The sequence below is a fragment of the Ectothiorhodospira haloalkaliphila ATCC 51935 genome (assembly GCF_000633935.1).
In the GTDB taxonomy this organism is placed as follows: domain Bacteria; phylum Pseudomonadota; class Gammaproteobacteria; order Ectothiorhodospirales; family Ectothiorhodospiraceae; genus Ectothiorhodospira; species Ectothiorhodospira haloalkaliphila.
In genome coordinates this window covers 690,445-716,646 of sequence record NZ_KK214996.1, presented here as the reverse complement: position 1 = coordinate 716,646, position 26,202 = coordinate 690,445, and the positions used below count along the sequence as shown (strand labels likewise).

At 64.9% G+C, this 26,202-nt stretch carries 22 protein-coding genes and 1 other RNA gene; 22 read left to right on the top strand and 1 reads right to left on the bottom strand.

Annotated elements, in window-relative coordinates; all coding sequences use genetic code 11:
- Positions 1-55 precede the first annotated feature (55 nt).
- The 19 genes from rsmI (at position 56) to lpxC (ending at position 20,520) form a co-directional block, all read left to right on the top strand.
- Positions 56-907 (top strand): 16S rRNA (cytidine(1402)-2'-O)-methyltransferase, encoded by an 852-nt coding sequence (gene rsmI / locus ECTHA_RS0105205; protein ID WP_238623700.1) that lies wholly within the window; start codon positions 56-58, stop codon positions 905-907.
- A 91-nt stretch (positions 908-998) separates the two neighbouring features.
- Positions 999-1,361: RNase P RNA component class A (gene rnpB, locus ECTHA_RS18910), an RNA gene on the top strand.
- A gap of 395 nt (positions 1,362-1,756) precedes the next feature.
- Positions 1,757-2,209: a division/cell wall cluster transcriptional repressor MraZ gene (gene mraZ / locus ECTHA_RS0105200; RefSeq protein WP_025280602.1), complete on the top strand. Its 453-nt coding sequence runs from the start codon at positions 1,757-1,759 to the stop codon at positions 2,207-2,209.
- Positions 2,169-3,152, top strand: coding sequence for a 16S rRNA (cytosine(1402)-N(4))-methyltransferase RsmH (gene rsmH / locus ECTHA_RS0105195; protein WP_051582581.1), 984 nt, complete (start codon positions 2,169-2,171; stop codon positions 3,150-3,152). Before mraZ ends, rsmH begins: the two co-directional genes overlap by 41 nt.
- Entirely contained in the window at positions 3,149-3,418 is a 270-nt protein-coding gene (gene ftsL, locus ECTHA_RS0105190; RefSeq protein ID WP_025280604.1) for a cell division protein FtsL, read from the top strand. Before rsmH ends, ftsL begins: the two co-directional genes overlap by 4 nt.
- Positions 3,419-3,420: 2 nt before the next feature.
- Entirely contained in the window at positions 3,421-5,133 is a 1,713-nt protein-coding gene (locus ECTHA_RS0105185; protein ID WP_025280605.1) for a peptidoglycan D,D-transpeptidase FtsI family protein, read from the top strand.
- Complete coding sequence (locus tag ECTHA_RS0105180) at positions 5,130-6,638, top strand: UDP-N-acetylmuramoyl-L-alanyl-D-glutamate--2,6-diaminopimelate ligase (protein WP_035369155.1); 1,509 nt, start codon at positions 5,130-5,132, stop codon at positions 6,636-6,638. The genes ECTHA_RS0105185 and ECTHA_RS0105180 overlap by 4 nt, the downstream gene beginning before the upstream one ends.
- Complete coding sequence (locus tag ECTHA_RS0105175; RefSeq protein ID WP_025280606.1) at positions 6,635-8,014, top strand: UDP-N-acetylmuramoyl-tripeptide--D-alanyl-D-alanine ligase; 1,380 nt, start codon at positions 6,635-6,637, stop codon at positions 8,012-8,014. Before ECTHA_RS0105180 ends, ECTHA_RS0105175 begins: the two co-directional genes overlap by 4 nt.
- Entirely contained in the window at positions 7,995-9,077 is a 1,083-nt protein-coding gene (mraY, locus tag ECTHA_RS0105170; RefSeq protein WP_025280607.1) for a phospho-N-acetylmuramoyl-pentapeptide-transferase, read from the top strand. The genes ECTHA_RS0105175 and mraY overlap by 20 nt, the downstream gene beginning before the upstream one ends.
- A 25-nt stretch (positions 9,078-9,102) precedes the next feature.
- The gene (murD, locus tag ECTHA_RS0105165; protein ID WP_029762225.1) at positions 9,103-10,419 is read left to right on the top strand and encodes a UDP-N-acetylmuramoyl-L-alanine--D-glutamate ligase; all 1,317 of its coding nucleotides are present in this window, start codon (positions 9,103-9,105) and stop codon (positions 10,417-10,419) included.
- Positions 10,416-11,615, top strand: a complete 1,200-nt coding sequence (ftsW, locus tag ECTHA_RS17150) for a putative lipid II flippase FtsW (RefSeq protein WP_025280609.1) — start codon at positions 10,416-10,418, stop codon at positions 11,613-11,615. Before murD ends, ftsW begins: the two co-directional genes overlap by 4 nt.
- A complete protein-coding gene (gene murG, locus ECTHA_RS0105155) occupies positions 11,612-12,700 on the top strand; it encodes an undecaprenyldiphospho-muramoylpentapeptide beta-N-acetylglucosaminyltransferase (protein WP_025280610.1) in 1,089 nt (362 codons plus the stop codon). Before ftsW ends, murG begins: the two co-directional genes overlap by 4 nt.
- On the top strand, positions 12,697-14,127 hold the full coding sequence (murC, locus tag ECTHA_RS0105150; protein WP_025280611.1) for a UDP-N-acetylmuramate--L-alanine ligase: 1,431 nt from the start codon (positions 12,697-12,699) through the stop codon (positions 14,125-14,127). The genes murG and murC overlap by 4 nt, the downstream gene beginning before the upstream one ends.
- Positions 14,124-15,026: a UDP-N-acetylmuramate dehydrogenase gene (gene murB, locus ECTHA_RS0105145; protein WP_025280612.1), complete on the top strand. Its 903-nt coding sequence runs from the start codon at positions 14,124-14,126 to the stop codon at positions 15,024-15,026. Before murC ends, murB begins: the two co-directional genes overlap by 4 nt.
- Entirely contained in the window at positions 15,023-15,958 is a 936-nt protein-coding gene (locus ECTHA_RS0105140) for a D-alanine--D-alanine ligase (protein WP_025280613.1), read from the top strand. The genes murB and ECTHA_RS0105140 overlap by 4 nt, the downstream gene beginning before the upstream one ends.
- A gap of 10 nt (positions 15,959-15,968) precedes the next feature.
- Positions 15,969-16,745, top strand: a complete 777-nt coding sequence (locus ECTHA_RS0105135; protein WP_051582580.1) for a cell division protein FtsQ/DivIB — start codon at positions 15,969-15,971, stop codon at positions 16,743-16,745.
- Between the two features lie 75 nt (positions 16,746-16,820).
- Entirely contained in the window at positions 16,821-18,056 is a 1,236-nt protein-coding gene (gene ftsA / locus ECTHA_RS0105130; RefSeq protein ID WP_025280615.1) for a cell division protein FtsA, read from the top strand.
- A 120-nt stretch (positions 18,057-18,176) separates the two neighbouring features.
- A complete protein-coding gene (gene ftsZ, locus ECTHA_RS0105125) occupies positions 18,177-19,388 on the top strand; it encodes a cell division protein FtsZ (protein ID WP_025280616.1) in 1,212 nt (403 codons plus the stop codon).
- 220 nt (positions 19,389-19,608) lie between these two features.
- The gene (lpxC, locus tag ECTHA_RS0105120) at positions 19,609-20,520 is read left to right on the top strand and encodes a UDP-3-O-acyl-N-acetylglucosamine deacetylase (RefSeq protein ID WP_025280617.1); all 912 of its coding nucleotides are present in this window, start codon (positions 19,609-19,611) and stop codon (positions 20,518-20,520) included.
- An 11-nt stretch (positions 20,521-20,531) separates the two neighbouring features.
- Here the strand turns inward: lpxC and ECTHA_RS17145 are convergent, their stop codons facing one another.
- Positions 20,532-20,942, bottom strand: coding sequence for a DUF721 domain-containing protein (locus tag ECTHA_RS17145; protein ID WP_025280618.1), 411 nt, complete (start codon positions 20,940-20,942; stop codon positions 20,532-20,534).
- Positions 20,943-21,108: 166 nt separating this feature from the next.
- Here ECTHA_RS17145 and ECTHA_RS0105110 point away from each other — a divergent pair, with 166 nt between their 5' ends.
- The 3 genes from ECTHA_RS0105110 (at position 21,109) to argJ (ending at position 26,202) form a co-directional block, all read left to right on the top strand.
- Positions 21,109-22,026: a M23 family metallopeptidase gene (locus ECTHA_RS0105110; protein ID WP_025280619.1), complete on the top strand. Its 918-nt coding sequence runs from the start codon at positions 21,109-21,111 to the stop codon at positions 22,024-22,026.
- A 105-nt stretch (positions 22,027-22,131) separates the two neighbouring features.
- A complete protein-coding gene (secA, locus tag ECTHA_RS0105105) occupies positions 22,132-24,984 on the top strand; it encodes a preprotein translocase subunit SecA (RefSeq protein WP_025280620.1) in 2,853 nt (950 codons plus the stop codon).
- 3 nt (positions 24,985-24,987) lie between these two features.
- Positions 24,988-26,202, top strand: a complete 1,215-nt coding sequence (argJ, locus tag ECTHA_RS0105100) for a bifunctional glutamate N-acetyltransferase/amino-acid acetyltransferase ArgJ (RefSeq protein ID WP_026623560.1) — start codon at positions 24,988-24,990, stop codon at positions 26,200-26,202.

Here is a 26,202-nt window from a genome sequence, read left to right as displayed (position 1 = left end):
GTTAGACTGACACATTGTTTTCATGGGAATGTCAGTATCTTGGCCGAGGTGCGGTGTGTCAATTGAAGGTGGGGTGCTCCATGTGGTGGCCACGCCCATCGGAAATCTGGGTGATCTGTCCCCGCGCGCCGTGCAGGTGCTCGCTGGTGTTGACCTGATCGCAGCCGAAGATACCCGTCACACGGCCGGGCTGCTCACCCATTACGGGGTCCAGACTCCTCGAGTGAGCCTGCACGAGCATAATGAGGACCGGCAGGTGCCGGCCCTGGTCCAGCGGCTCACACAGGGTGAATCCCTGGCTCTGGTCAGTGATGCCGGCACCCCGCTGATCAGCGACCCGGGCTTTCGGCTGGTGGCGGCTGCCCGTGCCGCCGGCATCCGGGTGGTGCCCATCCCCGGCCCCGCCGCCCTGATCGCGGCCCTGTCCGCCAGTGGCCTGCCTTCCGACCGTTTCTGGTTCGAGGGCTTTCTCCCTGCCCGAGCCCAGGCGCGCCGCCACCGCCTGGAGGCCCTGATGGCCGTCTCCGGTACGCTGATCTTCTATGAATCCAGTCATCGCATTCAGGCCAGCCTTGAGGATATGGCCCACACGCTGGGGGGGGAGCGTCTGGCGGTGGTGGCCAGGGAGCTGACGAAGACCTTCGAGCAGATCCAGGGAGGGAGCCTGGAAGATCTGTGCGCCTGGGTGTGCAGCGACCCCCATCATACCCGGGGGGAATTCGTGGTGCTGGTCTCCGGGGCCCCCGACGCGCCCAGGGATGCCCTGTCGGCCGAGTCCATTCGGGTGCTGGAGCTGTGTCTGGCGCAGATGCCCGTGAAGCAGGCGGCGAAACTGGCGTCGCAGATCACCGGAGTCCCCAAGAATGACCTGTATCAGCAGGCATTGGCGCTCAAGGGGCAGGGGTGATGCCGGCTGCCCTTGGGATCGCCGGCGGTGAGTGAAAAAAAGGATGGCGGCCGCTCTTGAAACTATCGAAATTTACAGTATTATGTTCCCTGGAGTTGGCCAGACAGTCGCTGCGGACCCCACGCCGCAGAGGAAAGTCCGGGCTCCACAGGGCAGGGCGCCAGGTAACGCCTGGGCGGCGCGAGCCGACGGAAAGTGCCACAGAAAATATACCGCCGATGGTCCTCGGCCTTCGGGCACGGACACAGGTAAGGTTGAAATGGTGCGGTAAGAGCGCACCGCGCGGGTGGCAACACGCCGCGGCAGGGTAAACCCCGTCCGGAGCAAGGCCAAATAGGGGTGCGTTGGTGTGGCCCGCACTGCACCCGGGTAGGCTGCTAGAGGCGCGTGGTGACGCGCGCCCCAGAGGAATGATTGTCCACGACAGAACCCGGCTTACCGGCCGACTCCCCTTGTTTTCCCTCCGGGGGCCTCCCGGCCCCCACTTTTCCCCCGCTACCCCTTGGTGAGAAAAAAGCTCGGTGAGCCAAGCTCATGGAGCCTATTCCGTATTCTTTTTTCAGAAGTATTCCGCAACCAACTGACTATTGGTGAAACCCTTTCTGCAGGCTCTGGTTTCCGTTATCCCACCCGTGAAGGTTTTTGTAAGTATTTGTGACGTAAGTATAAATCTTCATGGCTGCTTCCGGCTTTTCCCTTGACACCCCAGCGAGGCCCTACCTATAGTGTCGAAAAGTGGGGAAACGTGGGGATGGGTGGTATCGGGTCGTGCTTCCGGGCATCGGCCGATGTGTTCCCGTGACTCCATCGCCACCCCTGCCGGTGGCGATACAGAGGGCCCGGGCTGTCGTGTTTAGAGGTATCACCAACCTGAATCTGGATGCCAAGGGGCGCATGGCGATGCCGGCACGGTATCGCGAGCGTCTGATGGAGTCCTGTCAGGGCCGTCTGGTGATCACCATTGATCGTGATGGCTGCCTCCTGGTGTATCCGTTGCCCGTGTGGGAACGGATCGAAGAGGCCCTCGTCTCCCGCCCCAATATGGATCGCAAGACGCGCCGCATGCAGCGTCTGCTCGTGGGTCATGCCACTGAATGCGAGCTGGACGGGCAGGGGCGCATCCTGCTTCCAACGCCCTTGCGCGACTATGCCGGTCTGGACAAGCGGGCCGTGCTGGTGGGGCAAGGCAAGAAATTCGAATTATGGGACGAGGATGCCTGGACACGTAGCCGGGATGCCTGGTTGCAGGAAGAAGATGAAGATGGTGATCCCAGCTCGACCCTTGAGTCCCTCGTCCTTTGATGGGGGGGCATCCGCGCCCGACACGCATCGACCGGTGTTGCTGGAAGAGGCCCTGGCGGGGCTTGCGGTGCAGGAAGACGGTATCTATGTGGACGCCACCTTCGGGCGCGGTGGTCACAGTGCGGCCATCCTCGAGCGCCTGGGGCCGGAGGGGCGGCTGATCGCCCTGGATCAGGATCCGCAGGCGCAGGCGGTGGCCAGCCGGCGCTTTGGTGACGAGCCGCGTTTTCAGTTCCTTCGCGGTTCATTCGCCGATCTGTCCGCTCTGCTGGAGGGGTGCGCCGTCATGGGCCAAGTGCGGGGGTTGCTCCTGGATCTGGGGGTCTCTTCGCCCCAGCTGGACGATGCAACAAGGGGTTTCAGTTTCATGAATGATGGCCCTCTGGACATGCGCATGGACCCGGACCGGGGTGAATCGGCGGCCCAATGGCTGGCGCATGCCGGTGAGGGGGAAATCGCCAAGGTCCTGCGGGAACTGGGCGAGGAGCGCTTCGCCCGTCGTATCGCCCGGCGCCTGGTGGAGGCCCGTGAGGAAGCGCCTGTGGAGCGCACCGGTCGCCTGGCGGAACTGATCAGTGAGGCCGTGCCGCGGCACGAGCGTCACAAGCACCCGGCAACGCGCAGCTTTCAGGCCATTCGGCTGCACGTGAATCAGGAACTGGAGTCCCTGGATGCATGCCTGGCCCAGATTTCTCGGGTGCTGGCGCCCGGCGGTCGCCTGGCGGTGATCAGTTTTCATTCCCTGGAGGATCGGCGGGTCAAACGTTTCATCCGACGTCAGGTGGAAGGTGAGCCCGTGCCCCGTGACTTGCCGGTGCGTGATCTGCCGCCAGGCCGCACGCTGCGCCACATAGGCAAGGCCCAGCGGGCTGGTGAGGCCGAGCTTGCGGTCAATCCTCGCGCTCGCAGTGCTGTGCTGCGCGTTGCCGAGCGCCTGTCATGAATTGGCAACTGGCCGGTATCGGTGTGCTGTTCGTGGCGGTGATGGCCAGTGCCCTGGCCGTGATCCACAGCAAGCACCAGAGCCGCCTGCTGTTCATGGAGTTGCAAAGGGAGGTGAACCTGAGGGACGAGTTGAATATCGAGTGGGGGAAGTTGCAGTTGGAGCAGAGTACCTGGGCCACCCATGGACGGATCGAAGATGCAGCGAGTCAGCGGCTGGACATGCGCCTGCCCGATAGCCGCACCACCGTGATCCTGCTGGAGTGACGATGAAAGAAGAAACCACAGGGGTATCCCGCTGGCGGCGCCTTGTCGTGCTGGGCGCCCTTGTGCTCGCCTTTTCAGCCGTGCTCGTCCGGGGCGTGGACCTGCAGGTGGTGCAGCAGGACTTCCTGCGCGGTGAAGGGGATGCCCGGCATCTGCGCGTGGTCGCCCTGCCGGCTCATCGGGGCATGATCATGGACCGCCAGGGCGAGCCCATGGCGGTGAGTACACCCGTGGATACCGTGTGGGCCAATCCCCAGGAGGTCCTGGAAGAACCACAGCGCCTGCATGAGGTGGCCCAGGTCCTGGGTGTGGACCCGACCGCTCTTTATCGAAGAGTGTCGGATCGGGCCGGGCGTGAATTCGTCTACCTGCGCCGGCACGTCACCCCCGAGGTGGGGGCACGCGTGTCTGCACTGGGTGTGCCGGGCGTGGGGTTGCAGCGTGAATACCGCCGCTATTACCCCATGGGCGAGGTGGCTTCCCACGTGCTGGGCTTCACCAACATCGATGATCATGGTCAGGAGGGCATCGAACTGGGCTACAACGCCTGGCTCACGGGTGAGCCCGGGGCCAAGCGGGTGCTTCGTGATCGCCTTGGGCGAGTGATCCGGGACGTGGAAAACATCCGGCCCGCAAGCCACGGACAGGATCTTCGCCTCACCATCGATCAGCGCCTGCAATACCTGGCTTATCGGGAACTCAAGGCCGCGGTCAGTGCCCACGGGGCGCGGGCGGGATCGGCCGTGATCCTCGACGCCCGAAACGGCGACGTGCTGGCCATGGTCAATCAACCCTCCTACAACCCGAACAACCGGGAGACCCTCCAGGGGGACCGGTTTCGTAACCGGGCCGTCACGGATCTGATCGAGCCCGGTTCCACCATCAAGCCCTTTACCGTGGCCGCTGCCCTGGAGTCTGGCCAGTTTCAGCCGGAAACCCTGCTGGAAACCAGCCCCGGCACTTTGCGCGTGGGACGACACACCATCCGCGATATCCGCAATTATGGTCTGATCGATTTGTCCACCCTGCTGGTCAAGTCCTCCAATGTCGGCGCCAGCAAGCTGGCCATGGCCATCGAGCCCCAGGCGTTGTGGGAAACCTTCTTCCAGTTGGGCTTTGGTCGGGCCACCGGCAGCGGTTTTCCCGGGGAGGCAGGCGGCACCCTGCGCGATTTTCTCTACTGGCGGGAAGTGGATCGCGCCACTCTGGCCTTTGGCTACGGTGTGTCCGTGTCCATGCTGCAACTGGCCCAGGCCTATGCCGCCATCGCCAACGATGGGGTGATGCCCGCGCCCCGCTTCGTGCAATCCCAGGAAGTCCGGCCCGGAGAGCAGGTCATGCATGCCAGCACGGCCCGCACTCTGGTGGACATGCTGGAGGCTTCGGTGGAGCCGGGTGGCACGGGTGTGCGCGCCCGCGTGGAGGGCTATCGGGTGGCGGGCAAGACCGGGACCGTGCGCAAGTCCGGTGCCGGCGGTTACACCGAGGGGCGGTATCTGTCCCTGTTCGCCGGCATGGCACCGGCCAGCAACCCCCGCCTGGTGATGGTGGTGATGGTGGATGAGCCCAGCGGTGATCAGTATTACGGTGGGCAGGTGGCAGCACCTGTGTTTTCCAATGTCATGCGGGGCGCCCTGCGTTTGATGGACATCCCGCCGGATGATCTGCCCGCGTTGCGTTCAGTCTCCGGCCCCGGACAGGGCAATCCCGCATGAATACGCGTCGCTCCTCCACTCAAGCCTGCCGCCTCTCGGACCTTCTGAGTCCGCATGTGAGCGTGCCCGTGGAACGGGATCGAGAAATCAGCGGCCTGTGTCTTGACAGTCGCCGGGCTCAACCCGGCGAAGTCTTTTTTGCCTTGGCAGGCCATGATCATCATGGCCTGACGCATGCCAGCGAGGCCGTCCGCCGGGGCGTGGCGGCGGTGGTCTGGGAACCCCTCAAGGGGGTCAGTCCTCCTGACCTGGGAGAAGAGGTCTCTTATATTGAGGCGCCGGACCTTCGCCAGTACCTGGGGCAGGTGGCAGCGCGTTTTCATGGTCATCCCAGTCGGTCCATGAAGGTGGTCGGGGTGACCGGCACGGATGGCAAGACCTCGGTATCGCAGATCCTGGCTGCCGCGCTGGATAGCGAGAGCGCCCCCTGCGGCGTCCTGGGGACACTGGGCTACGGTCGCTGGGGCGAGTTGCGGGATCCGGGGCTGACCACGCCCGATCCGGTCACCCTGCAAGGGCGCTTGGCCGAGATGACTGCCCAGGGTGTTCGCCGGGTGGTGATGGAAGTCTCCTCCCATGCCCTGGCCCAGTCCCGGGTGGCGGGCGTGGATTTTGACCTGGCCATCCTGACCAACCTGGGCCACGACCACCTGGACTACCACGCCACCGCCGCCGCTTACGGCGAGGCCAAGGCCAGACTGTTCGAATGGCCGGGTCTGAAGACGGCCGTTCTCAATCTGGATGATCCCTTCGGTCAGATGCTGGTCGGTCGCATTGAAGATCATGTGCAGATACTCGGCTATGGCTTGCGCGCCGACCCGGGTGGGCGTGATCACCTGCATGCCTCGGACCTGCACTTCGGACCCGAGGGCGTGCGTTGTCGGGTGCACACCCCCTGGGGCGACGGGGAACTGGAAACCCGCTTGCTGGGCCGGTTCAACGTGCTGAATCTGCTTGCCGCCCTGGGCGCATTGCTCACCCTGGACGTCACCCTCTCCGATGCCCTGGAACGCCTGTCACGCAGTCCGGTCATCCCCGGGCGCATGGAGTGTTTTCGGGGCAGCCGGGGGCCGACTCTGGTGGTGGACTACGCTCACACCCCCGAGGCCCTGGCCCAGGCACTGCAAGCGGCACGCGCCCACTGCGCTGGACGTCTGTGGTGCGTTTTCGGTTGCGGGGGGAACCGCGACCGGGGCAAGCGGCCGCTCATGGCCAGGGTGGCCGAACGGTATGCCGATCATGTGATCCTCACCAGCGACAACCCGCGGCGGGAGGACCCCATGGCCATCATCGCGGAGGTGAGCCGAGGGTTCGCGCGCGCAGATGCCGTACGCATCGAGGCGGACCGGGATGCGGCAATCCGCCATGCCTTCATGCAGGCTGGATCCCGGGACATGGTCCTGGTGGCCGGCAAGGGCCACGAAACCGGCCAGACGGTGGGCACCGAGGTCCGGCCCTTCAGCGACCGGCAACTGGCGTTGGCCCTGACAGGGGGTGGCGCATGATGCGGCTTTCCCTTCAGGAAGCAGCGAGCCTGTGTCACGGCAGCCCAAGCGGCGATGACGTCATGGTCACGGGCGTCTCCACTCACAGCCGCCAGGTATCGGAGGGGTCGTTATTCGTGGCCTTGCAGGGGCCGCGTTTCGATGCCCATGAGTTCATCCATGCCGCCTTGCCGGCCGCTGCCGTGATGGTGAGTCGTCCCGTGGCATCCGGGCATCCCCGGATCCTGGTGAAGGATACCCGCCAGGCCCTGGGCGCCCTGGCCGCAGGCTGGCGTCGTCGCTGCCCGGCCCGGGTGGTGGGCCTGACCGGCAGTAATGGCAAGACCACCGTCAAGGAGATGCTCGCCGCCATCCTGCAGCAGGCGGGGAGTACTCTCGCCACCCGCGGCAACCTGAACAACGATATCGGCGTGCCCCTGACATTGCTGGGGCTGTCCACGGAGCATCGGTTTGCGGTGATCGAGATGGGGGCCAATCATGCCGGGGAGATCGCGAACCTCACAGCCCTGGCGGGGCCTCAGGTGGCGCTGATCACCAATGCCGGTCCGGCGCACCTGGAGGGGTTCGGAAGTCTGGAAGGCGTGGCACGGGCCAAGGGCGAGATCTTCCAGGGACTGGGCCCCGACGGGGTGGCGGTGATCAACGCCGATGATCCCTATGCGCAGTTCTGGGAAAGCCTGAATACGGGGCGTCGCACACTGCTGTTTGGCACCAGTGAACGGGCACAGGTACAGGTGGGGCAGGGGGCCGATGGCGTTGCATGGGTTCGTCATGAAGGCGTGTGCCTGCCCGTGAACCTGGCGCTGCCGGGTGCCCATAACCGTCTCAATGCGGCCGCGGCGGCCGCTGCGTCCCTGGCCCTGGCGCTTGACCTTGAGACCATCGCCGCCGGGCTGAGCTCCCTGGCACCGGTGCCCGGTCGATTGATGCGGCGCAAAGGGCGCGACGGCCTGAACATCATCGATGACAGTTACAACGCCAATCCCGCCTCCACGCGGGCCGCCGTGGACATGCTGCTGGACGAGCCGGGGCCCCGGATCCTGGTGCTCGGCGACATGGGGGAGTTGGGGGACGATGGTCCGGCCCTGCACCGGCAGACGGGTGAATATGCCGCTGCCAGGGGGGTGGACCGACTGCTGGCGGTGGGCCCGCTGTGTCGGCATGCGGTGGAAGGTTTTGGAGAACGTGCCCTTCATTTCAAGGATCAGGAGGCCCTGATCCGCGCCCTGGACACCCTCTTGCCCAAGAACGGAACCCTTCTGGTCAAGGGGTCGCGGGGGCAACGTATGGAGCGAGTGGTGGAAGCATTGATCACGCCGGATGAGCGGCAACAGGAACAATCGGAGAGCCAAGAGCATGCTGCTCATTCTGTTTGAGTATCTCAGCCAGTACTACACGGCACTGAGTGTCTTCCAGTACCTGACCCTGCGCGCCATTCTGGGCGTGCTCACGGCGCTGTTGATCGCCTTCTGGGTGGGCCCCACCATGATCAAGCGCCTCACCCTGTACAAGATTGGCCAGCACATTCGTGACGATGGCCCCCAGACCCACCTGGGCAAGGCGGGTACGCCCACCATGGGGGGTGCACTGATCCTGGTGGCCGTGGCCGTCAGTACCCTGCTGTGGAGTGATCTGGGGAATCGGTTTGTCTGGATCGTGCTCATCGTCACCCTCCTGTTCGGTTTAATCGGCGGGATCGACGATTACTTGAAGCTTCGTTACGGCAACAGCCAGGGCCTTTCGGCCCGCAAGAAATTCTTCTGGCAGTCGGTGGTGGCCTTTGCCACGGCCTTCCTGCTCTTCTACACGGCGCAGACGCCTATCGAGACCACCCTGATCATGCCCGTCTTCAAGGACGTGGCCATCGAACTGGGTTTGTGGTTCATCCCCCTCACCTGGCTGGTGATCGTGGGCTCGAGCAACGCGGTGAACCTCACCGACGGCCTGGACGGCCTGGCCATCATGCCCTGTGTGCTGGTGGCCGGCGCCCTGGGCGTGTTTGCCTACGTCTCCGGCCATGCCATCTTCGCCGACTACCTGGGCATTCCCTACGTACCGGGCGTGGGGGATCTGGTGGTGTTCTCTGCCGCTCTGGTGGGGGCCGGCATGGGCTTTTTGTGGTTCAACGCCTATCCGGCGCAGGTCTTCATGGGCGATGTGGGCGCCCTGGCTTTGGGGGCGGCCCTGGGTGTGCTGGCGGTGACCACCCGCCAGGAGGTCGTGCTGGTGATCATGGGTGGGGTGTTCGTGATCGAGACCCTGTCGGTGATCCTGCAGGTGGTCTCCTACAAGCTGACGGGGCGGCGCATCTTCCGGATGGCGCCGCTGCATCATCATTTTGAACTCAAGGGGTGGCCGGAACCCAGGGTGATTGTCCGTTTCTGGATCATCACCGTGGTGCTGGTGCTCATTGGCCTGGCCACCCTCAAGATCCGCTGACAGCGGTGTGGATGTGACGACGAACATGAATACCTTGATCGTGGGACTGGGCAGCACAGGGCTTTCCGTGGCGCGGCATCTGACCGCCCGCGGCGAGTCCTTCTGCGTGGCCGATTCCCGCGAGACTCCCCCCGGTGCCGAGGCCCTCAGGGTGCTGGCTCCGGAGGTTTCCCTGCACTGCGGCCGCTTTGATCCCGAGCTGTTCGCGGGTTTTGATCGTCTGGTGGTGAGCCCCGGCGTCAGCGTGCAGGAACCTGCGGTGCGTGCCGCCGTGGCGGCAGGTGCCCGGGTGGAGGGGGACATCGAACTGTTCGCCCAGGCTGCCACGGCCCCGGTAGTGGCCATCACCGGCTCCAACGGCAAGAGCACCGTGACCACCCTGCTGGGAGAGATGGCCCGGGCCACCGGTCGCCGGGTGGCCGTGGGTGGCAACCTCGGCCCGCCGGCCCTGGACCTGCTCAGCGATCCGGAGCCGGACCTGTATGTGCTGGAGTTGTCCAGTTTCCAGCTGGAGACCACCCATTCCCTGGCCTGCGCCGCGGCGGTGGTGCTCAATGTTTCGGCGGACCACCTGGATCGCTATCACGACCTGGATGACTATGCCCGGGCCAAGGCCCGGATCTATCAGCGGGCCAGGGCCGCGGTGATCAACCGGGACGACCCGGTGGTCAGTGCCATGCATCCGGAGGTGACTCCGGTGAGTTTTGGTCTGGACGCTCCCGAAAAGGGGCAGTTCGGTCTGCATGTTCGCAGCGGTGTGCAATGGCTGTCCCGGGGGGAGCAGACCCTGGTGGCGGAATCCACGCTTCGGCTGGCCGGCAGCCACAACATCGCCAATGCCCTGGCGGCACTGGCCCTGGCCGATGCCATTGGCCTGCCCCTGGAGACCAGTATCGTGGCCCTGGGGGATTTCACGGGCCTGCCCCATCGGTGCCAGTGGCTGACCACCTTCCGAGGCGTGAACTGGTACAACGACTCCAAGGGGACCAACCTGGGCTCCACGCTGGCGGCCCTGACCGGTTTGCCCGGTCGCGTGGTGCTGATCGCCGGGGGGCAGGGCAAGGGCCAGGACTTTACTCCGCTGCGACAGGTAGCCCAGCAAAAGGCCCGGGCGGTGGTGCTTCTGGGGCAGGATGCCGGTGTCATCGAACAGGCCCTGGGGGGTGTGGTGCCGGTGGTGCGGGCTCGGGACCTGAATCAGGCGGTCGATGAGGCGGCGCGTCTGGCGCGCCGCAAGGACAGCGTGCTGCTCTCGCCGGCCTGTGCCAGCTTCGACATGTTCCGGGGCTACGAGCACCGGGGCGAGGTCTTTGAGGCGGCGGTACGGAGGCTGGTGTCATGAAGATGCTGGATCTCCAGGCAAGTCGCGATGCAGGCACCCGCCTGACGGTGGAGATTCACCAGCGGGTCGATGTGGGTCTGGCCCTGGTGGTGCTGGCCCTCTTGTCGCTTGGGTTGATCATGGTGGCATCTGCCTCCGTAGGCATGGCCGAGCCCTTCTATTTCCTGCAGCGGCAGGTGGTCTTCGTGGCGCTGGGGCTGGTGGCCGCCTGGGCCCTGTACTCCCTGCGCCTGGCCTACTGGGAGCAGGCAGGTTTGCTGGTGCTGGTGCTGGTGTATGTCCTGCTGGTGGCGGTGCTGCTCCCCGGCGTGGGCAAGACAGTGAATGGCTCCACCCGCTGGATCTCTCTGGGCCTTTTCAACCTGCAGGTGTCCGAGGTGGTCAAGCTGCTGGTGACGGTCTATCTGGCGGGATACCTGGTGCGCCATGGACGCCAGGTGCGCGAGAGCATGATGGGCTTTGTCAAACCCCTGATGTTGCTGGGGCTGGCCACCATACCGCTGCTGATGCAGCCGGATTTCGGGGCCGCGGTGGTGTTGCTGGCCATCGGTCTGGGCATGCTCTTTCTGGGCGGGGCCCGTCTTTGGCAGTTCGTGCTGCTGCTCGGCGTGGTGAGCAGTGCCATGGCCTATCTGGCCATACAGACTCCTTATCGAATCGCTCGCCTCACCGGCTTCATGGATCCCTGGACCGATCCCTTCAACACCGGCTTCCAGCTCACCCAGTCGCTGATTGCCATCGGCAGTGGTTCCTGGTTCGGCGTGGGGCTGGGGGGCAGCGTGCAGAAGCTGTTCTACCTGCCCGAGGCCCACAATGACTTCCTGTTTGCGGTCATGGCCGAGGAACTGGGCCTGGTGGGGGTCTGCGTGGTGGTGGGACTGTTCGTTTTCCTGGTCTGGCGCAGTTTCGCCATCGGCCAGGCGGCCGAGGCGGTTGGCCATCGGTTCGGGGCCTTCCTGGCCTACGGCATTGGCATCTGGATCGGTCTGCAGGCCTTCATCAACATGGGAGTGAACATGGGACTGTTGCCTACCAAGGGTTTGACCTTGCCTCTGATGAGCTATGGAGGCAGTTCCATGCTGGTGACCTGCGCCGCCATGGGACTGCTGGCACGGGTGCATCGGGAAACCGTGGAAAGCGGAGGCTGGCGTCGCCGCAGCCCTCGGCGCAAGGTCCGAGCGGAGGCCAACGCATGAGCCAGCGTCCCATCCTCATCATGGCCGGGGGCACCGGTGGACATGTCTTCCCGGGGCTGGCGGTGGCAGCCCATCTTCAGGCCCAGGGGGAAGAGGTCTGCTGGCTGGGTACGGCGCGTGGCCTGGAGGCCCGGCTGGTGCCCGAGGCTGGCATCCCCTTTCACACGCTGCCGGTGAGCGGTTTGCGCGGCAAGGGGGTGGGCACCTGGTTGCTGGCCCCCTGGCGTGTGGGTGTGGCGCTCTGGGCCGCCCTTGCCCTGCTCATGCGCATCAAGCCTCGTGCCGTACTGGGGTTGGGCGGTTTCGCCTCCGGCCCGGGTGGGTTGATGGCTGCGGCCCTGGGCCGACCCCTGGTGATCCATGAACAGAATGCGGTGGCGGGTCTGACCAATCGCTGGTTGGCAGGTCCCGCTGATCTGGTACTGGAGGCGTTTCCCGATACCTTCGCCGCCCGTCACGAGGCAGTGACCGTGGGCAACCCGGTGCGCGAACAGATCCTGCATCTGCCGGCTCCCGCCCAGCGCATGGCCGGTCGGGAAGGCCGGCTGCGCCTGCTGGTGGTGGGGGGAAGCCTGGGGGCCCTGGCCCTGAACACCTGTGTGCCCGAAGCCGTGGCGCGGCTGCCCCGGGAAGAACGCCCCCTGATCCGGCATCAGGCGGGCGAGCGTACCGTGGAGCAGGCCCGGGCGGCTTATCAGGCCGCCGATGTGGAGGCCCGGGTAGACGCCTTCATCGAGGATATGGCCGAGGCCTATGCCTGGGCAGACGTGGTCATCTGCCGATCCGGTGCCCTGACCGTGTCCGAGCTGGCGGCGGCTGGCGTGGCCTCGCTGCTGGTGCCCTATCCCCATGCGGTGGACGACCATCAACGCATCAATGGGCGCTATCTGGCCGAACCTGGCGCGGCCTGGTTGGTGCCGCAAACGGAATTCAATCCCGAAGAACTGGCGGCGCGACTGCGGGCGATGACCCGTCCGCGACTGCAGGACATGGCCGAGAAGGCCCGCTCCCTGGCCCATCCCGAGGCGACCCGGCGGGTGGCAGAGGCCTGTCAGGCCCTGGCGCGAGGAGGTGACGGGCAATGAATGCACCCACTGCCATGATCGGTATGCGCCGCATCCGCCGTATTCACTTCGTGGGTATCGGTGGCTCGGGCATGGGCGGCATTGCCGAGGTGCTGGCCAACCTGGGGTATCAGGTCAGCGGCTCTGACATGGCCGAGAATGCCGTGACCCGGCGCCTGGAAGACCTGGGTGTGGATGTGTACCGGGGCCATGATGCGGCCCACATGGCCCGTGCCGACGTGCTGGTGGTCTCCAGCGCCATTCGTCCCGACAACCCGGAACTGCGTGCTGCCCGTGAGCGCCGCATCCCGGTGGTGGCCCGGGCCGAGATGCTGGCCGAGCTGATGCGGTTTCGCTATGGCATCGCCGTGGCCGGCACCCATGGCAAGACCACCACCACCAGCCTGGTGGCCAGCCTGCTGGCCGAGGGGGGGCTGGACCCCACCTTCGTCATCGGTGGACGCCTCAATAGTACCGCCAGCCATTCCCGGCTGGGGCAGGGCAGTTACCTGGTGGCTGAGGCCGATGAGAGCGACGCCTCCTTCCTGTGCCTGCAGCCCATGATTTCCGTGGTCACCAATATCGATGCGGACCATCTGGCGACCTATGAGGGTGATTTCACGCGGCTCAAGGACGCCTTCCTGGAGTTTCTGCATCACCTGCCTTTCTATGGTCTGGCGGTGCTGTGCGTGGATGATGACCAGATCCGCCAGCTGATCGAGCGTATTGGTCGCCCCATGCTCACCTACGGGGTGGAGCATCCAGCCGATGTGCGGGCCACGCAGGTGCAGGCCAATGGCACCCGTACCCATTTCCTTTTGCATCTGCCGGGGCGGGATACGGGCTTCCCGGTCACCCTGAACCTGCCCGGGCGTCACAACGTGCTCAACGCCCTGGCGGCCGTGGCTGTGGCCCACGAACTGGGGGTCGGTGACGAGGCCATCCAGCGGGCCCTGCAGGGTTTCCAGGGTATCGGGCGTCGTTTCCAGGTGTATGGTGAGTTGCAGATCGCCAACGGGCAGGTGCTGCTGGTGGATGATTATGGTCATCACCCCACCGAGGTGGCCGCGACCCTGGCCGCCGCCCGCGCCGCCTGGCCGGACCGCCGCCTGGTGCTGGCCTTCCAGCCTCATCGTTACACCCGCACCCGTGACCTGTTCGAGGACTTTACCGAGACCCTGTCCGAGCCCGATGCCCTGGTGCTGCTGGAGGTCTATCCGGCGGGCGAGGAGCCCATTCAGGGCGCCGATGGCCGCACCCTGGCCCGAGCGATCCGCATGCGTGGACGGGTGGATCCGGTCTTTGTGGACGCCCCGGAACGCCTGGTGGATGCCCTCAAGGGCGTTCTCGAGGATGGCGATGTGCTGCTGACTCAGGGCGCCGGCAATGTGGGCGCCCTGTCCGCCAGCCTGCCGCGGGCCCTGGGCGTGCAAGGGGGGTTGGAATGAGCACCGGCCATCTGCGAGGCGAACTGCGCATCAATGAGCTGATGGCGCGCCACACCTCGTGGCGGGTGGGCGGACCTGCGGATCGCTGGTATCGCCCTGCCGATGCGCAGGATCTGAGCCACTTCCTGTCCGGGCTGCGTGCCGGCGAGCCCCTGATGTGGGTCGGACTGGGCAGCAATCTGCTGGTCCGTGACGGCGGCGTGCGCGGCACGGTGATCGCGTGCAGCGGCATCATGGACGACCTGGAGATATTGGAAGATCAGCGGATTCGGGTCGGGGCCGGCGTGAGCTGCGCCAAGCTGGCCCGTTTCTGCGCCGAGCATGATCGGGTGGGCGGTGAGTTCTTCGCCGGAATTCCCGGTGCCCTGGGCGGTGCTCTGGCCATGAATGCCGGGGCCTGGGGCGATGACACCTGGTCCCACGTGCGGGAGGTGTTGACCATCGACCGCCAGGGGCGGATGGAGCGGCGCCACCCCTCGGAATACCAGGTGGGGTATCGCTCGGTGCGAGGGCGGGGAGAGGCCTGGTTCGTGGAGGCCGTACTCCAGTTCGAGGCCGGTGATGGCACTCGCAGCCGCCAGCACATCAAGGAGCTGCTGGCCCGGCGCGGGGAGACCCAGCCCATTGGTCAGCCCTCCTGCGGTTCGGTGTTCCGCAACCCCCCCGGGGATCATGCGGCGCGTCTGATCGAGGCCTGCGGGCTCAAGGGTTTTGCCATCGGCGGCGCCCAGGTGTCGGAGAAGCATGCCAATTTCATCATCAACACCGGCGGTGCCCGGGCCCGGGATATCGAGGCCCTGATGAGCCATGTGCGGCAGGTGGTGCAGGCGCATTACGGTGTGGCGCTGGAGTCCGAGGTTCGCATCGTCGGTGAACCCCATCGGGAGGATCGGGCATGAATCAATCGAACATGGCGGACTTTGGCAAGGTGGCGGTCCTCATGGGCGGCTGGTCCGCGGAGCGGGAGGTGTCGCTGCGCAGCGGTGCCGAGGTACTCAAGGCCTTGCGTGCCGCCGATGTGGACGCCCATGGCGTGGATGTGGGGCGCGACATCCTGGACGTGCTGGCCCGGGAACGATACGACAGGGCCTTCATCGTCCTGCACGGCCGGGGCGGAGAGGATGGCCTCATCCAGGGTGCCCTGGAGGTGCTGGGCCTGCCTTACACCGGCAGCGGCGTGGCCGGCTCGGCCCTGGGGATGAACAAGCTGCTGACCAAACGCCTGTGGCGCGGCGCCGGTCTGCCCACGCCGGACTTCCGGGTGCTGGAGCAGGACACGGACCCCCGCGCCGTTGTGGATGCTCTGGGTCTGCCCCTGATCGTCAAGCCCGCCCTGGAGGGCTCCAGCATTGGCATGACCAAGGTCTCACAACTGGAGGAACTGGGTCAGGCACAGGAGACGGCCGCCCGCTGTGGCGGCCCGGTGTTTGCCGAACACTGGGTGCGTGGCGCCGAGTACACCGTCGCCATCCTGGATGGGCAGGCCCTGCCGCCGATCCGACTGGAAACGCCCCGGTCGTTCTACGACTACGAGGCCAAGTATCAAGCGGACGATACCCTCTACCACTGCCCCTGCGGGTTGCCCGCTGACGAGGAAGCGAGTCTGCAGCGGCTGGCCCTGGATGCCTTCAATGCAGTATCCGGCGAGGGCTGGGGCCGCGTGGACCTGATGCGGGATGGGCAGGGCGGCGCCTGGCTCATCGAGGTGAACACCGTGCCGGGCATGACGGATCACAGTCTGGTCCCCATGGCCGCACGCGCGGCGGGTCTGGACTTCCAGGCCCTGGTCGTCCGCATCCTGGCCACCACCCTGACGCCGGGAGGGCGGTGATGCAGTGCGCATGCGCAAACGCACCATGGCACGGCGTCATCTGTCGCGACCACCCTGGTGGCGCCGGCCCTGGCTGCGCCGTGGCCTGCGCCTTGTGTGGCTGGGAGGGGTGGCCGTGTTGCTGATGGCATTGGTGACCAAGGGCGTGGAGCGACTCCTGCATCCGGAGACCCTGCCGGTACGCAGCGTGGTGATCGAGGGGGACTTTCAGTACCTGGATCGTCAGGCCGTATCGGAGACTCTGGTGCCCTATGCCAGCGGCGGGTTCTTCAGTCTGGACCTGCGGCCGGTGGAGCGGGCGGTGGAGGCGATGCCCTGGGTGCATGGCGTCTCCGTGCGCCGGGAATGGCCGGACCGCCTGGTGGTGCGGGTGGATGAGCAGGTGCCCGTGGCCCGCTGGGGCGAGACGGCCCTGCTCAACCAGTATGGTGAGCTTTTCCACCCCCCGGTGGAGACTCAGCCCGAGGGATTGCCCGCCCTGTGGGGCCGCGACGGTCGGGAGCGGCCGCTCATGGAACGGTATCTGGCGGTCCAGGCCCGTCTCGCCGATGTGGGCCTGGAAGTGGAAGGGCTCCAGGAGGATGCCCGCCGCTCCTGGGTGATTCGTCTGCAGGACGGCAGTCAGGTGGTCATGGGGCGCGGCATGGATACGGACCGGCTGGATCGCCTGGTGCGCATGTATCCGCGTTTGACGGAGCACCGGGACGAGCCCATCAAGCGCATCGACATGCGTTACACCAACGGTATTGCCGTCGCCTGGGGAGAGCCAGCGGAGGCATTGGAATGAATGACTTGAAGACGTTTATGGCCAATAGGCAACAGCGACAGACAGCGAACGTCCGGGTACGGGAGAGCAAGATTTATGTCGAAGCGATCGGATAAGGGAATGATCGTCGGCCTGGATATCGGGACCTCCAAGGTGGAGGCCATCGTCGGCGAGATCTCCGATGAAGGAGAGATCGAGATCGTCGGTATCGGCTCGCACCCCTCTCGGGGCCTCAAGAAGGGTGTGGTGGTCAATATCGAGTCCACCGTGCAGTCCATTCAGCGGGCCATCGAGGAGGCCGAGTTGATGGCCGGCTGCCAGATCCACTCGGTGTTCACCGGCATCGCCGGTAGCCACGTGAAGAGTCTCAACTCCACCGGCGTGGTGGCCATCAAGGACCAGGAGGTGACACCGGCGGATGTGGAACGTGTGATCGATGCCGCCCGGGCGGTGGCCATCCCGGCGGATCAGCGCATCCTGCATGTGCTGCCCCAGGAATTCATCATCGACGAGCAGGAGGGTATTCGCGAGCCGGTGGGCATGTCCGGGGTACGGCTGGAGGCCAAGGTGCATCTGGTCACGGGCGCCGTCTCCGCGGCTCAGAACATCATCAAGTGCGTCCGTCGCTGTGGCCTGGAGGTGGACGACATCATCCTTGAGCAACTGGCGTCCAGTTACGCGGTGCTCACCGAGGACGAGAAGGAGCTGGGGGTGTGCCTGGTGGATATCGGTGGCGGCACCACCGATATTGCCGTGTTCACCGATGGGGCCATCCGTCACACGGCGGTGATCCCCATTGCCGGCGATCAGGTGACCAACGACATTGCCGTGGCCCTGCGTACGCCCACCCAGTATGCCGAGGATTTGAAGATCAAGTACGCCTGCGCCCTGCGTCAGCTGGCGGACCCGGAGGAAACCATCGAGGTGCCGGGCGTAGGGGATCGTCCCCCGCGTCGGTTGTCACGCCAGACACTGGCCGGGGTGGTGGAGCCTCGCTACGAGGAACTGATGTCCCTGGTGCAGTCGGAACTGCGGCGTTCCGGCTGCGAGGAGATGGTGGCGGCCGGCGTGGTGCTCACCGGGGGTTCCTCGAAGATGGAGGGCGTCGCCGAACTGGCGGAAGAGGTGTTCCACATGCCGGTGCGGCTGGGGTTGCCCCATTACGTGACCGGGCTGGTGGATGCGGTTCGCAACCCGGTGCATTCCACCGGTGTGGGGCTGCTTTTGTTTGGTCATGAAAGCCGTCTGGAGCGTACCGGTGAGGGAGTGCGTGGCGGTGGCATGAAATCGGTTTGGGCGCGCATGCGCAGTTGGTTCCAGGGGAACCTGTGATGCGGGCCGGGTGAGGGAATGGCAAAGAACATACGGGAATGCGGCGGCTGGTTGGGTGAGATCGGGATTCGCAAAATCAATTCGGTTGAATGAACCAATGGGTTCTAGGAGGTAACGGAAATGTTTGAACTGATGGATACTTATCCGCAGAACGCGGTCATCAAGGTCATCGGCGTCGGTGGCGGCGGTGGTAATGCGGTGCAGCACATGGTCAACGCCTCCATCGAGGGCGTGGATTTTGTCTGCGCCAACACGGATGCCCAGGCGCTGAAGCGGGTGGATGCCAAGACCCTGCTGCAGATGGGCGCGCACATCACCAAGGGGCTGGGTGCCGGTGCCGACCCCACGGTGGGCCGCGAGGCCGCCCTGGAGGATCGGGAGCGCATCCAGGAGATGATCGATGGGGCCGACATGGTCTTCATCACCGCCGGCATGGGCGGAGGTACGGGCACCGGCGCCGCGCCGGTGGTGGCGCAGATCGCCAAGGAAATGGGCGTGCTCACCGTGGCGGTGGTCACCAAGCCCTTCCCCTTCGAGGGCAAGAAGCGCATGCAGGTGGCGCAGACGGGCATGGAGAATCTGGCCAAGTATGTGGATTCCCTGATCACCATCCCCAATGACAAGCTGCTCTCGGTGCTGGGCAAGAACGTCACTCTGCTGGACGCCTTCAAGGCCGCCAATGATGTGCTGTTGGGTGCGGTTCAGGGTATTGCCGAGCTGATCACCCGCCCAGGTCTGATCAACGTGGACTTCGCCGACGTGCGCACGGTGATGTCGGAGATGGGTATGGCCATGATGGGCACGGGTACTGCCTCCGGCGGTGATCGCGCCCGGGTGGCCGCCGAGGCCGCCATCTCCAGCCCCCTGCTGGAAGACGTGAACCTCTCCGGGGCTCGTGGCATCCTGGTGAACGTGACCGCCGGCATGGATATGTCCATTGGCGAGTTCGAGGAAGTGGGCGCCGCCGTCAAGGAGTTCGCCTCCGAAGACGCCACTGTGGTGGTGGGTACGGTCATCGATCCGGACATGGGCGACGAACTGCGCGTGACCCTGGTGGCCACCGGTCTGGGCACGCCTGGGCAGGCCACCCGTCCCACCCGGGAGAAGCCGGCCGTCAAGCTGGTGGAGACCCACCAGGTGGCTGCCGCCGGCGGTGCAGCGGCTGCGGCCGTGCAGCACGGTCAGTCGGAACTGGAAGTGGTGGACTACGAGAAGCTGGACCGTCCCGCCGTCATGCGCAAGCAGCAAGGGGGTGGCGGTTATGACTCTTCCGGTAACGCCAACATGGACTACCTGGATATTCCGGCTTTCCTGCGCAAACAGGCAGATTGATCATGGCCCGGGGAGGGCCGGGGGGCCTCGCGGGGCGGGGCACCCCCCGGCGCCGGGTGGGCGCTCATCGGAGAGTTTTGGTCGATGACCGGCCACTTATGCTGCACTGCACATGACATAATGCTGTGCTATAGTCGTCAACTTTTATCGACGCCGCTCCGGCCCTGGCGGGAACGGCAGGGCGCCCTTCCGGGCCGTCCGATGCTCCGAGGACATCGCTGTGATCAGACAACGCACACTCAAGAACACCATCCGGGCCACCGGGGTGGGACTTCACACCGGGGAGAAGATCTACCTGATGTTGCGTCCCGCCCCGGCGGACACCGGTGTGGTCTTTCGGCGCGTGGATCTGGATCCCGTGGTGGAGATCAAGGCCCATCCCGAGAATGTGGGAGATACCTGTCTCTCCACCACCATGGTGGATGGCCCGGTGCGGGTTTCCACAGTGGAACATCTGCTCTCGGCCGTGGCGGGTCTTGGGGTCGACAACCTTTACGTGGAGGTCAGTGCCGCAGAGGTGCCCATCATGGACGGCAGTGCAGGCCCCTTTGTGTTCCTGATCCAATCCGCGGGCATCGTTGAACAGAATGCACCTAAACGCTTTATCCGGATCAAGAAGCCGGTGGAGGTGCGTGAGGATGACAAGTGGGCCCGGTTCGAGCCCTTCGATGGCTTCAAGGTGGCCTTCTCCATCGGCTTTGATCACCCCATTTTCAGCGGTGGCATCCAGAGTGCCGAACTGGATTTTTCCACCACGTCCTTCGTCAAGGAGGTGAGCCGGGCCCGCACCTTCGGCTTCATGCGCGATATCGAGGCGTTGCGAGGCAAGCAACTGGCCCTGGGGGGTAGTCTGGACAATGCCGTGGTGCTTGACGACTTCCGTGTGCTCAACGAGGACGGCCTGCGGTACGAGGACGAGTTCGTCAAGCACAAGATCCTGGATGCCATCGGTGACTTGTACCAGTTGGGCTACAGCCTGATTGGCGCTTTCGAGGGCTACAAGTCCGGTCATGCCTTGAACAATCACCTGATCCGCCAACTGATCCACCAGCCGGACGCCTACGAGATCGTCACCTTCGAGGACGAGTCCGAGCGTCTGCCCATCTCCTATGCCCAGGCGGCCACCGCCTGAGCGTTTCAGCATCAGCCCTGCGTTGCAAAGCGACGCAGGGTCTCCCTCAGTTCCGGATCCTCTACTGAATCCGCTGCCCGGGAAAGGGCTTCGCGGGCGTCCTCGTTGAGCGGGGGCAGAGGCTTGCCGGGGCGTGGCGTGAAGGCCTGCATCACCGGACGCACGCGGATCTTGATGGATCGGGCGCTGATGCCGTGGTGGGCCTTCATCTGCTTGAGCACCTCCCGCTGCATGTAGCGTAACGGGTGCGCCCAGGTGCCGGAGTCGGTCACCAGGACCAATACGCCGTCCTTGATGTTCCCCACCCAGCAATGATCCCTCAATCCCGGCGGCAGCAGTGTGCGCACGCTCTGGGTCATGGCTTCCAGTCGTCGCGCCTGGTCCAGCATCGTGGGATCGAGATAGGTTCGGGGGGCACGCATGGTGAATCTTCCCGGGGTGGTTGGGCGTGAATGGTTTCCCTTGAGCGGGTTCGTTCGCTATTATCCCAAAGTTTGTAGTTCTATACGGGATTGTGTCGAGCGCATCCCCCGGCTAACTCCGGCTCGTGGTTTGGTCGGGTGGTGTCACTCACAAACTCAGGTCGCCATGCAGATCATCCTATTGGCAGGTCAGGGCCAAAACGGTCCACGTCGTATCCAGTTCACCCGCTGGCAACAGTTTGCCATGCCCATCGCCGCCTTGCTGGTGGTCGGTGGTGCCCTACTGTGGGCCGGATACCAGCTGGGCAGCCGTCAGGCGCCCCCGGATGCCATTTTCGTCCAGTGGGAAAGGGCGCTGGTCGAACAACGTGAACAGCTCAGCCAGACCCGGGACACCACCAAGGCCAGCCTTGATGCCCTCACCCTCAGGGTGGCGCAGCTTCAGGCCCAGGCCACACGCCTGGACGCCCTGGGCAGCAAGCTGGTGAACATGGCCGGGCTCGACGACGGCGAATTCAATTTTGCCGGGCTCCCCGGTATCGGGGGGCCTGAGGATCTCCTGCAGGACACGCGGCGATCCGATCTGACGCGGGAGCTGGATGATCTGGCCCGTGTGCTGGACGATCGGGAATCCCAGTTGCGGCTGCTGGGTCGGCTGATCCTCTCGGACCAGTTGCAGGAAGAGGTCACCCCTGCGGGACGTCCGGTGAGGACGGGCTGGATGTCCTCTGGCTATGGCACCCGCACCGATCCCTTCACCGGCCGCCAGGCCTTCCATCGGGGGGTGGACTTTGCCGCCGCTCCGGGCACCGAGATTATCGCCGTGGCCGGTGGGCTCGTGGTCTTTGCCGACTATAACGATGCCTTTGGCAAGTTGGTGGAGATCGATCACGGTAACGGCTATGTCACGCGCTATGCCCACAATAAGGAAATGCTGGTCTCGGTGGGGGATACGGTGCGCAGAGGCGATGTGATCGCCAAAATGGGTGCCACCGGTCGGGCCACCGGCACGCATGTGCATTTCGAAGTGCTCAAGGACGGTCGGCATACCAATCCCCATCGGTTCATTCAGTCCTCCGGCTGACCTCTCCGGATGAGCCATCGGGCGCGGGCCCCGGCCTCCTGCGCCCTGACGGGCGATCAGTTATCATGGCCGACCAGAAACTCAGTCACGCAGCGCGAAACCTTCATGGTCACAACCCTCGTAAGAAAGATCTTCGGCAGTCGTAACGACCGCCTCGTCAAGCGCTATTCCAAGGTGGTGGAGCGCGTCAACGAACGGGAGGAGGAGGTCAAGGCCCTCTCCGATGAGGCCCTCAAGGCCAAGACCCGGGAATTCCGTGATCGTCTGGCCAAGGATGAAGCCCTGGAAGACCTCATGCCCGAGGCCTTCGCCGTGGTGCGCGAGGCAGGCCGGCGATTCATGGAGATGCGCCACTTCGATGTGCAGCTCATCGGTGGCATGGTGCTCAATGACGGTCGCATCGCCGAGATGCGCACTGGTGAGGGCAAGACCCTGGTGGCCACCCTGTCGGCCTACCTCAACGCCCTGCCCGCCAAGGGCGTGCATGTGATCACCGTGAACGATTACCTGGCCCGCCGGGACGCGGCCTGGATGGGGCGCCTCTATCACAACCTGGGCTTGTCCGTGGGTGTGATCAACGCCTCCGGCGGCAAGGGTGTGGACAGCGCTTCCTACCTTTTCGATCCGGATTTCCCCGGTGACGGCGAAGCACCCCTGCACCTGCGTCCGGTGACCCGCCGTGAGGCCTATGCGGCCGATATCACCTACGGCACGAACAACGAATACGGTTTCGACTATCTGCGCGACAACATGGCTTTTCGCGCAGAGGATCGGGTGCAGCGGGATCTGGCCTACGCCATCGTCGACGAGGTGGACTCCATCCTCATCGACGAGGCCCGCACGCCGCTGATCATCTCCGGGCCCACCAGTGAAAACTCCGAGCTCTACACACGGATGAAGGACATCGTCCCCAAGCTCGTTCCCCAGGAGGATGAGGAGTCCGAGGGCGATTATGTGGTGGACGAGAAGGCAAAGCAGGTCTTCCTCTCAGAGGATGGTCAGGAGAAGGCCGAGCAGCTGCTGCTGGAAGCAGGCCTGCTCAAGGAAGGCCAGACCCTGTTCGATGCTGCCAGCATCCCGGTGCTGCATCACCTGAACGCCGCCCTGCGGGCCCATGCCCTGTTCCAGCGGGACGTGCAGTACCTGGTGCGGGACAACAAGGTGCTCATCATCGATGAGTTCACCGGTCGCGTGATGACCGGTCGGCGCTGGTCCGATGGCCTGCACCAGGCCGTGGAGGCCAAGGAAGGGGTGCCGATCCAGAACGAGAACCAGACGCTGGCGTCCATCACCTTCCAGAATTTCTTCCGCCTCTACGACAAGCTCTCCGGCATGACCGGTACGGCGGATACCGAGGCCTACGAGTTCCAGCATATCTATGCCCTGGAGGTGGTGGTGATTCCCACCAACCGCCCCATGGTGCGCAATGACATGCAGGACCTGGTCTACATGACCCAGCAGGAGAAGTACAAGGCCATCATCGAAGAGATCAAGGACTGCAGGGAACGCAAGCAGCCCGTTCTGGTGGGAACCGCGTCGGTGGAGGCCTCCGAGGCCCTGGCCAAGCTGCTCAACCAGGAAAAGATCCACCACGAGGTGCTCAACGCCAAGCAGCACGAGCGCGAAGCCCACATCATCGCTCAGGCAGGTCGTCCCGGCGCGCTGACCATTGCCACCAACATGGCCGGTCGCGGCACCGACATCGTGCTGGGGGGCAGCCTGGATGCCGAGCTGGAGACCCTGGGGGAGAACCCGGATCCAGAGCAGGTGAAGAAGATCAAGAGCGATTGGGAAAAGCGTCACGAGGCCGTCCTGGATGCCGGCGGCCTGCACATCATCGGTTCCGAGCGCCACGAATCCCGCCGTATCGACAACCAGCTGCGTGGTCGCGCCGGTCGTCAGGGCGATCCGGGCTCAAGCCGCTTCTTCCTGTCCCTGGAAGACAACCTGATGCGCATCTTCGCCTCCGACCGGGTCAAGGCCGTGATGCAGCGCCTGGGCATGCAGGAAGGCGAGGCCATCGAGAACGCCTGGGTCACCAAGGCCATCGAGAATGCCCAGCGCAAGGTGGAAGGGCATAACTTCGACATCCGCAAGAACCTGCTGGAATACGACGACGTGGCCAACGACCAGCGCCGCGTGGTCTACGAGCAGCGACGGGAGCTGCTGGACTCGGAGGATATTTCCGACACCATCGAGCCCGTGCTCAATGATGTGCTCGACCAGACCGTGAGTCAGTACATCCCCCCGGGTTCCATCGAGGAGCAGTGGGATGTTCCGGGCCTGACCCAGGCCCTGGAGAGCGATTTTGGCATGAAGCTGGATATCGCCGACTGGCTGGAAAAGGACGATGATCTCCATGAGGAAACCCTGCGTGAGCGCCTGCGCGAGGAATTCCAGCAGGCACTCAAGGCCAAGGGCGAACTGGTGGGGCCGGACATGATGCGCCGGATCGAAAAGGACGTGATGCTTCAGGTGCTGGACAGCCACTGGAAGGAGCATCTGGCCGCCATGGACTACATGCGCCAGAGCATCGGCCTGCGCGGCTACGCCCAGCGCAACCCCAAGCAGGAGTACAAGAAAGAAGCCTTTGCCATGTTCGAATCCCTGCTGGATCGCATCAAGCACGACGTGGTGTCCATGCTCATGCGGCTGCAGGTGCGCTCTCCCGAGGACGTGGCGGCCCTGGAAGAACAGACGCGCACCACCAAGCCCTCGAAGATGCAATTCCAGCATGCCCAGCCCGGTAGCCCCTTGAGTGAGGGTGACGAGGCGCGTGGTGGGCAAGGCGGCGCGCCCCAGCCCGTGGGTTCGGGTGCCCAGGCGGGCAAGGCGGATCAGGGGGAAGAAGCGCAGGAACAGCCATACCGTCGTGAAGAGCCCAAGCTGGGGCGCAACGATCCCTGCTGGTGCGGTTCCGGCAAGAAGTACAAGCATTGCCACGGTAAGCTGGGTTGAGCCGTGGCTGTTCACCTCTCTGAACCCGATCATCTGTTGCCCGTGCCCGGCGTGCGCCTGTGCGCCGTGGCGGCAGGCATCCGCTACAAGGACCGCGACGATCTTGTGCTGATGGAACTGGCGCCCGGGAGCGCGTGTGCCGCTGTCTTCACCCGGAACGCCTTCTGCGCCGCGCCGGTGCATGTGGCGCGGGATCATCTGGCCCGGGAGGCTCCGCGCTATCTGCTGATCAACGCCGGCAATGCCAATGCGGGAACAGGGCAGCCGGGCATGCGCGCGGCGCTGGCCTGCTGTGCCGCCGTGGCCGAAGTGGGGCACACCCAGCCCGAGCGGGTGTTGCCTTTTTCCACCGGCGTGATTGGCGAACCCCTGCCCGTGGAGCGCATCACCGGCGCCTTGTCGATGGCCATCCAGGGCCTGAACCCACAGGGCTGGATGGCTGCCATGCGCGCCATCATGACCACTGATACGGTGGGCAAGGGCATCAGCGAGCAGGTGGAACTCTCCGGCGGCACGGTGACCCTCACCGGGATTGCCAAGGGCTCCGGGATGGTCCATCCGGACATGGCCACCATGCTGGCCTATGTGGCCAGCGATGCGCGGGTGGAATCCGGCCTGTTGCGAACCATGCTGGGGCGCTGCGCCGATCAGAGTTTCAATGTCATCACCGTGGACGGCGATACCTCCACCAACGATGCCTGCGTGCTGGCCGCCACCGGGGCCTCGGGCGTGGCGGTGGAAAGCCCCGGGGACCGGGACGCCTTCGAGGCGGCCCTGCTGCGCGTGTGCCGTTACCTGGCCCAGGCCATCGTCAGGGACGGTGAGGGCGCCACCAAGTTCGTCACCGTGCGGGTGACCGGGGCCCGGGATGCCCGGGAGGCCCGCGCCGTGGGCATGACCGTGGCCCAATCACCGTTGGTGAAAACGGCCCTGTTCGCCTCCGACCCCAACTGGGGACGCATTCTGGCTGCCGTGGGCCGTGCCGGTCTTCCGGAGCTGGACGTGGATGCGGTGACCATCCACCTGGGCGATGTACGCATCGTGGTGGATGGCGGGCGGGCACCGGAGTACACCGAGCAGGCCGGTCAGCGGGTCATGGATCAGGCGGAGATCATGATGACCATTGACCTGGGTGGAAGAGGGCATGAGCAGGCCGAGGTGTACACCTGTGACTTCTCCTACGACTACGTGCGCATCAACGCAGAATACCGCTCCTGA

Bases quoted from the DNA above. Each gene is read 5' to 3' on its own strand.
- rsmH (WP_051582581.1), top strand. From the start codon at position 2,169: ATGGTGATCCCAGCTCGACCCTTGAGTCCCTCGTCCTTTGATGGGGGG.
- ftsL (WP_025280604.1), top strand. From the start codon at position 3,149: ATGAATTGGCAACTGGCCGGTATCGGTGTGCTGTTCGTGGCGGTGATG.
- ECTHA_RS0105185 (WP_025280605.1), top strand. From the start codon at position 3,421: ATGAAAGAAGAAACCACAGGGGTATCCCGCTGGCGGCGCCTTGTCGTG.
- ECTHA_RS0105180 (WP_035369155.1), top strand. From the start codon at position 5,130: ATGAATACGCGTCGCTCCTCCACTCAAGCCTGCCGCCTCTCGGACCTT.
- ECTHA_RS0105175 (WP_025280606.1), top strand. From the start codon at position 6,635: ATGATGCGGCTTTCCCTTCAGGAAGCAGCGAGCCTGTGTCACGGCAGC.
- mraY (WP_025280607.1), top strand. From the start codon at position 7,995: ATGCTGCTCATTCTGTTTGAGTATCTCAGCCAGTACTACACGGCACTG.
- murD (WP_029762225.1), top strand. From the start codon at position 9,103: ATGAATACCTTGATCGTGGGACTGGGCAGCACAGGGCTTTCCGTGGCG.
- ftsW (WP_025280609.1), top strand. From the start codon at position 10,416: ATGAAGATGCTGGATCTCCAGGCAAGTCGCGATGCAGGCACCCGCCTG.
- murG (WP_025280610.1), top strand. From the start codon at position 11,612: ATGAGCCAGCGTCCCATCCTCATCATGGCCGGGGGCACCGGTGGACAT.
- murC (WP_025280611.1), top strand. From the start codon at position 12,697: ATGAATGCACCCACTGCCATGATCGGTATGCGCCGCATCCGCCGTATT.
- murB (WP_025280612.1), top strand. From the start codon at position 14,124: ATGAGCACCGGCCATCTGCGAGGCGAACTGCGCATCAATGAGCTGATG.
- ECTHA_RS0105140 (WP_025280613.1), top strand. From the start codon at position 15,023: ATGAATCAATCGAACATGGCGGACTTTGGCAAGGTGGCGGTCCTCATG.
- ECTHA_RS0105135 (WP_051582580.1), top strand. From the start codon at position 15,969: ATGCGCAAACGCACCATGGCACGGCGTCATCTGTCGCGACCACCCTGG.
- ftsA (WP_025280615.1), top strand. From the start codon at position 16,821: ATGTCGAAGCGATCGGATAAGGGAATGATCGTCGGCCTGGATATCGGG.
- ftsZ (WP_025280616.1), top strand. From the start codon at position 18,177: ATGTTTGAACTGATGGATACTTATCCGCAGAACGCGGTCATCAAGGTC.
- ECTHA_RS17145 (WP_025280618.1), bottom strand. From the start codon at position 20,942: ATGCGTGCCCCCCGAACCTATCTCGATCCCACGATGCTGGACCAGGCG.
- ECTHA_RS0105110 (WP_025280619.1), top strand. From the start codon at position 21,109: ATGCAGATCATCCTATTGGCAGGTCAGGGCCAAAACGGTCCACGTCGT.
- secA (WP_025280620.1), top strand. From the start codon at position 22,132: ATGGTCACAACCCTCGTAAGAAAGATCTTCGGCAGTCGTAACGACCGC.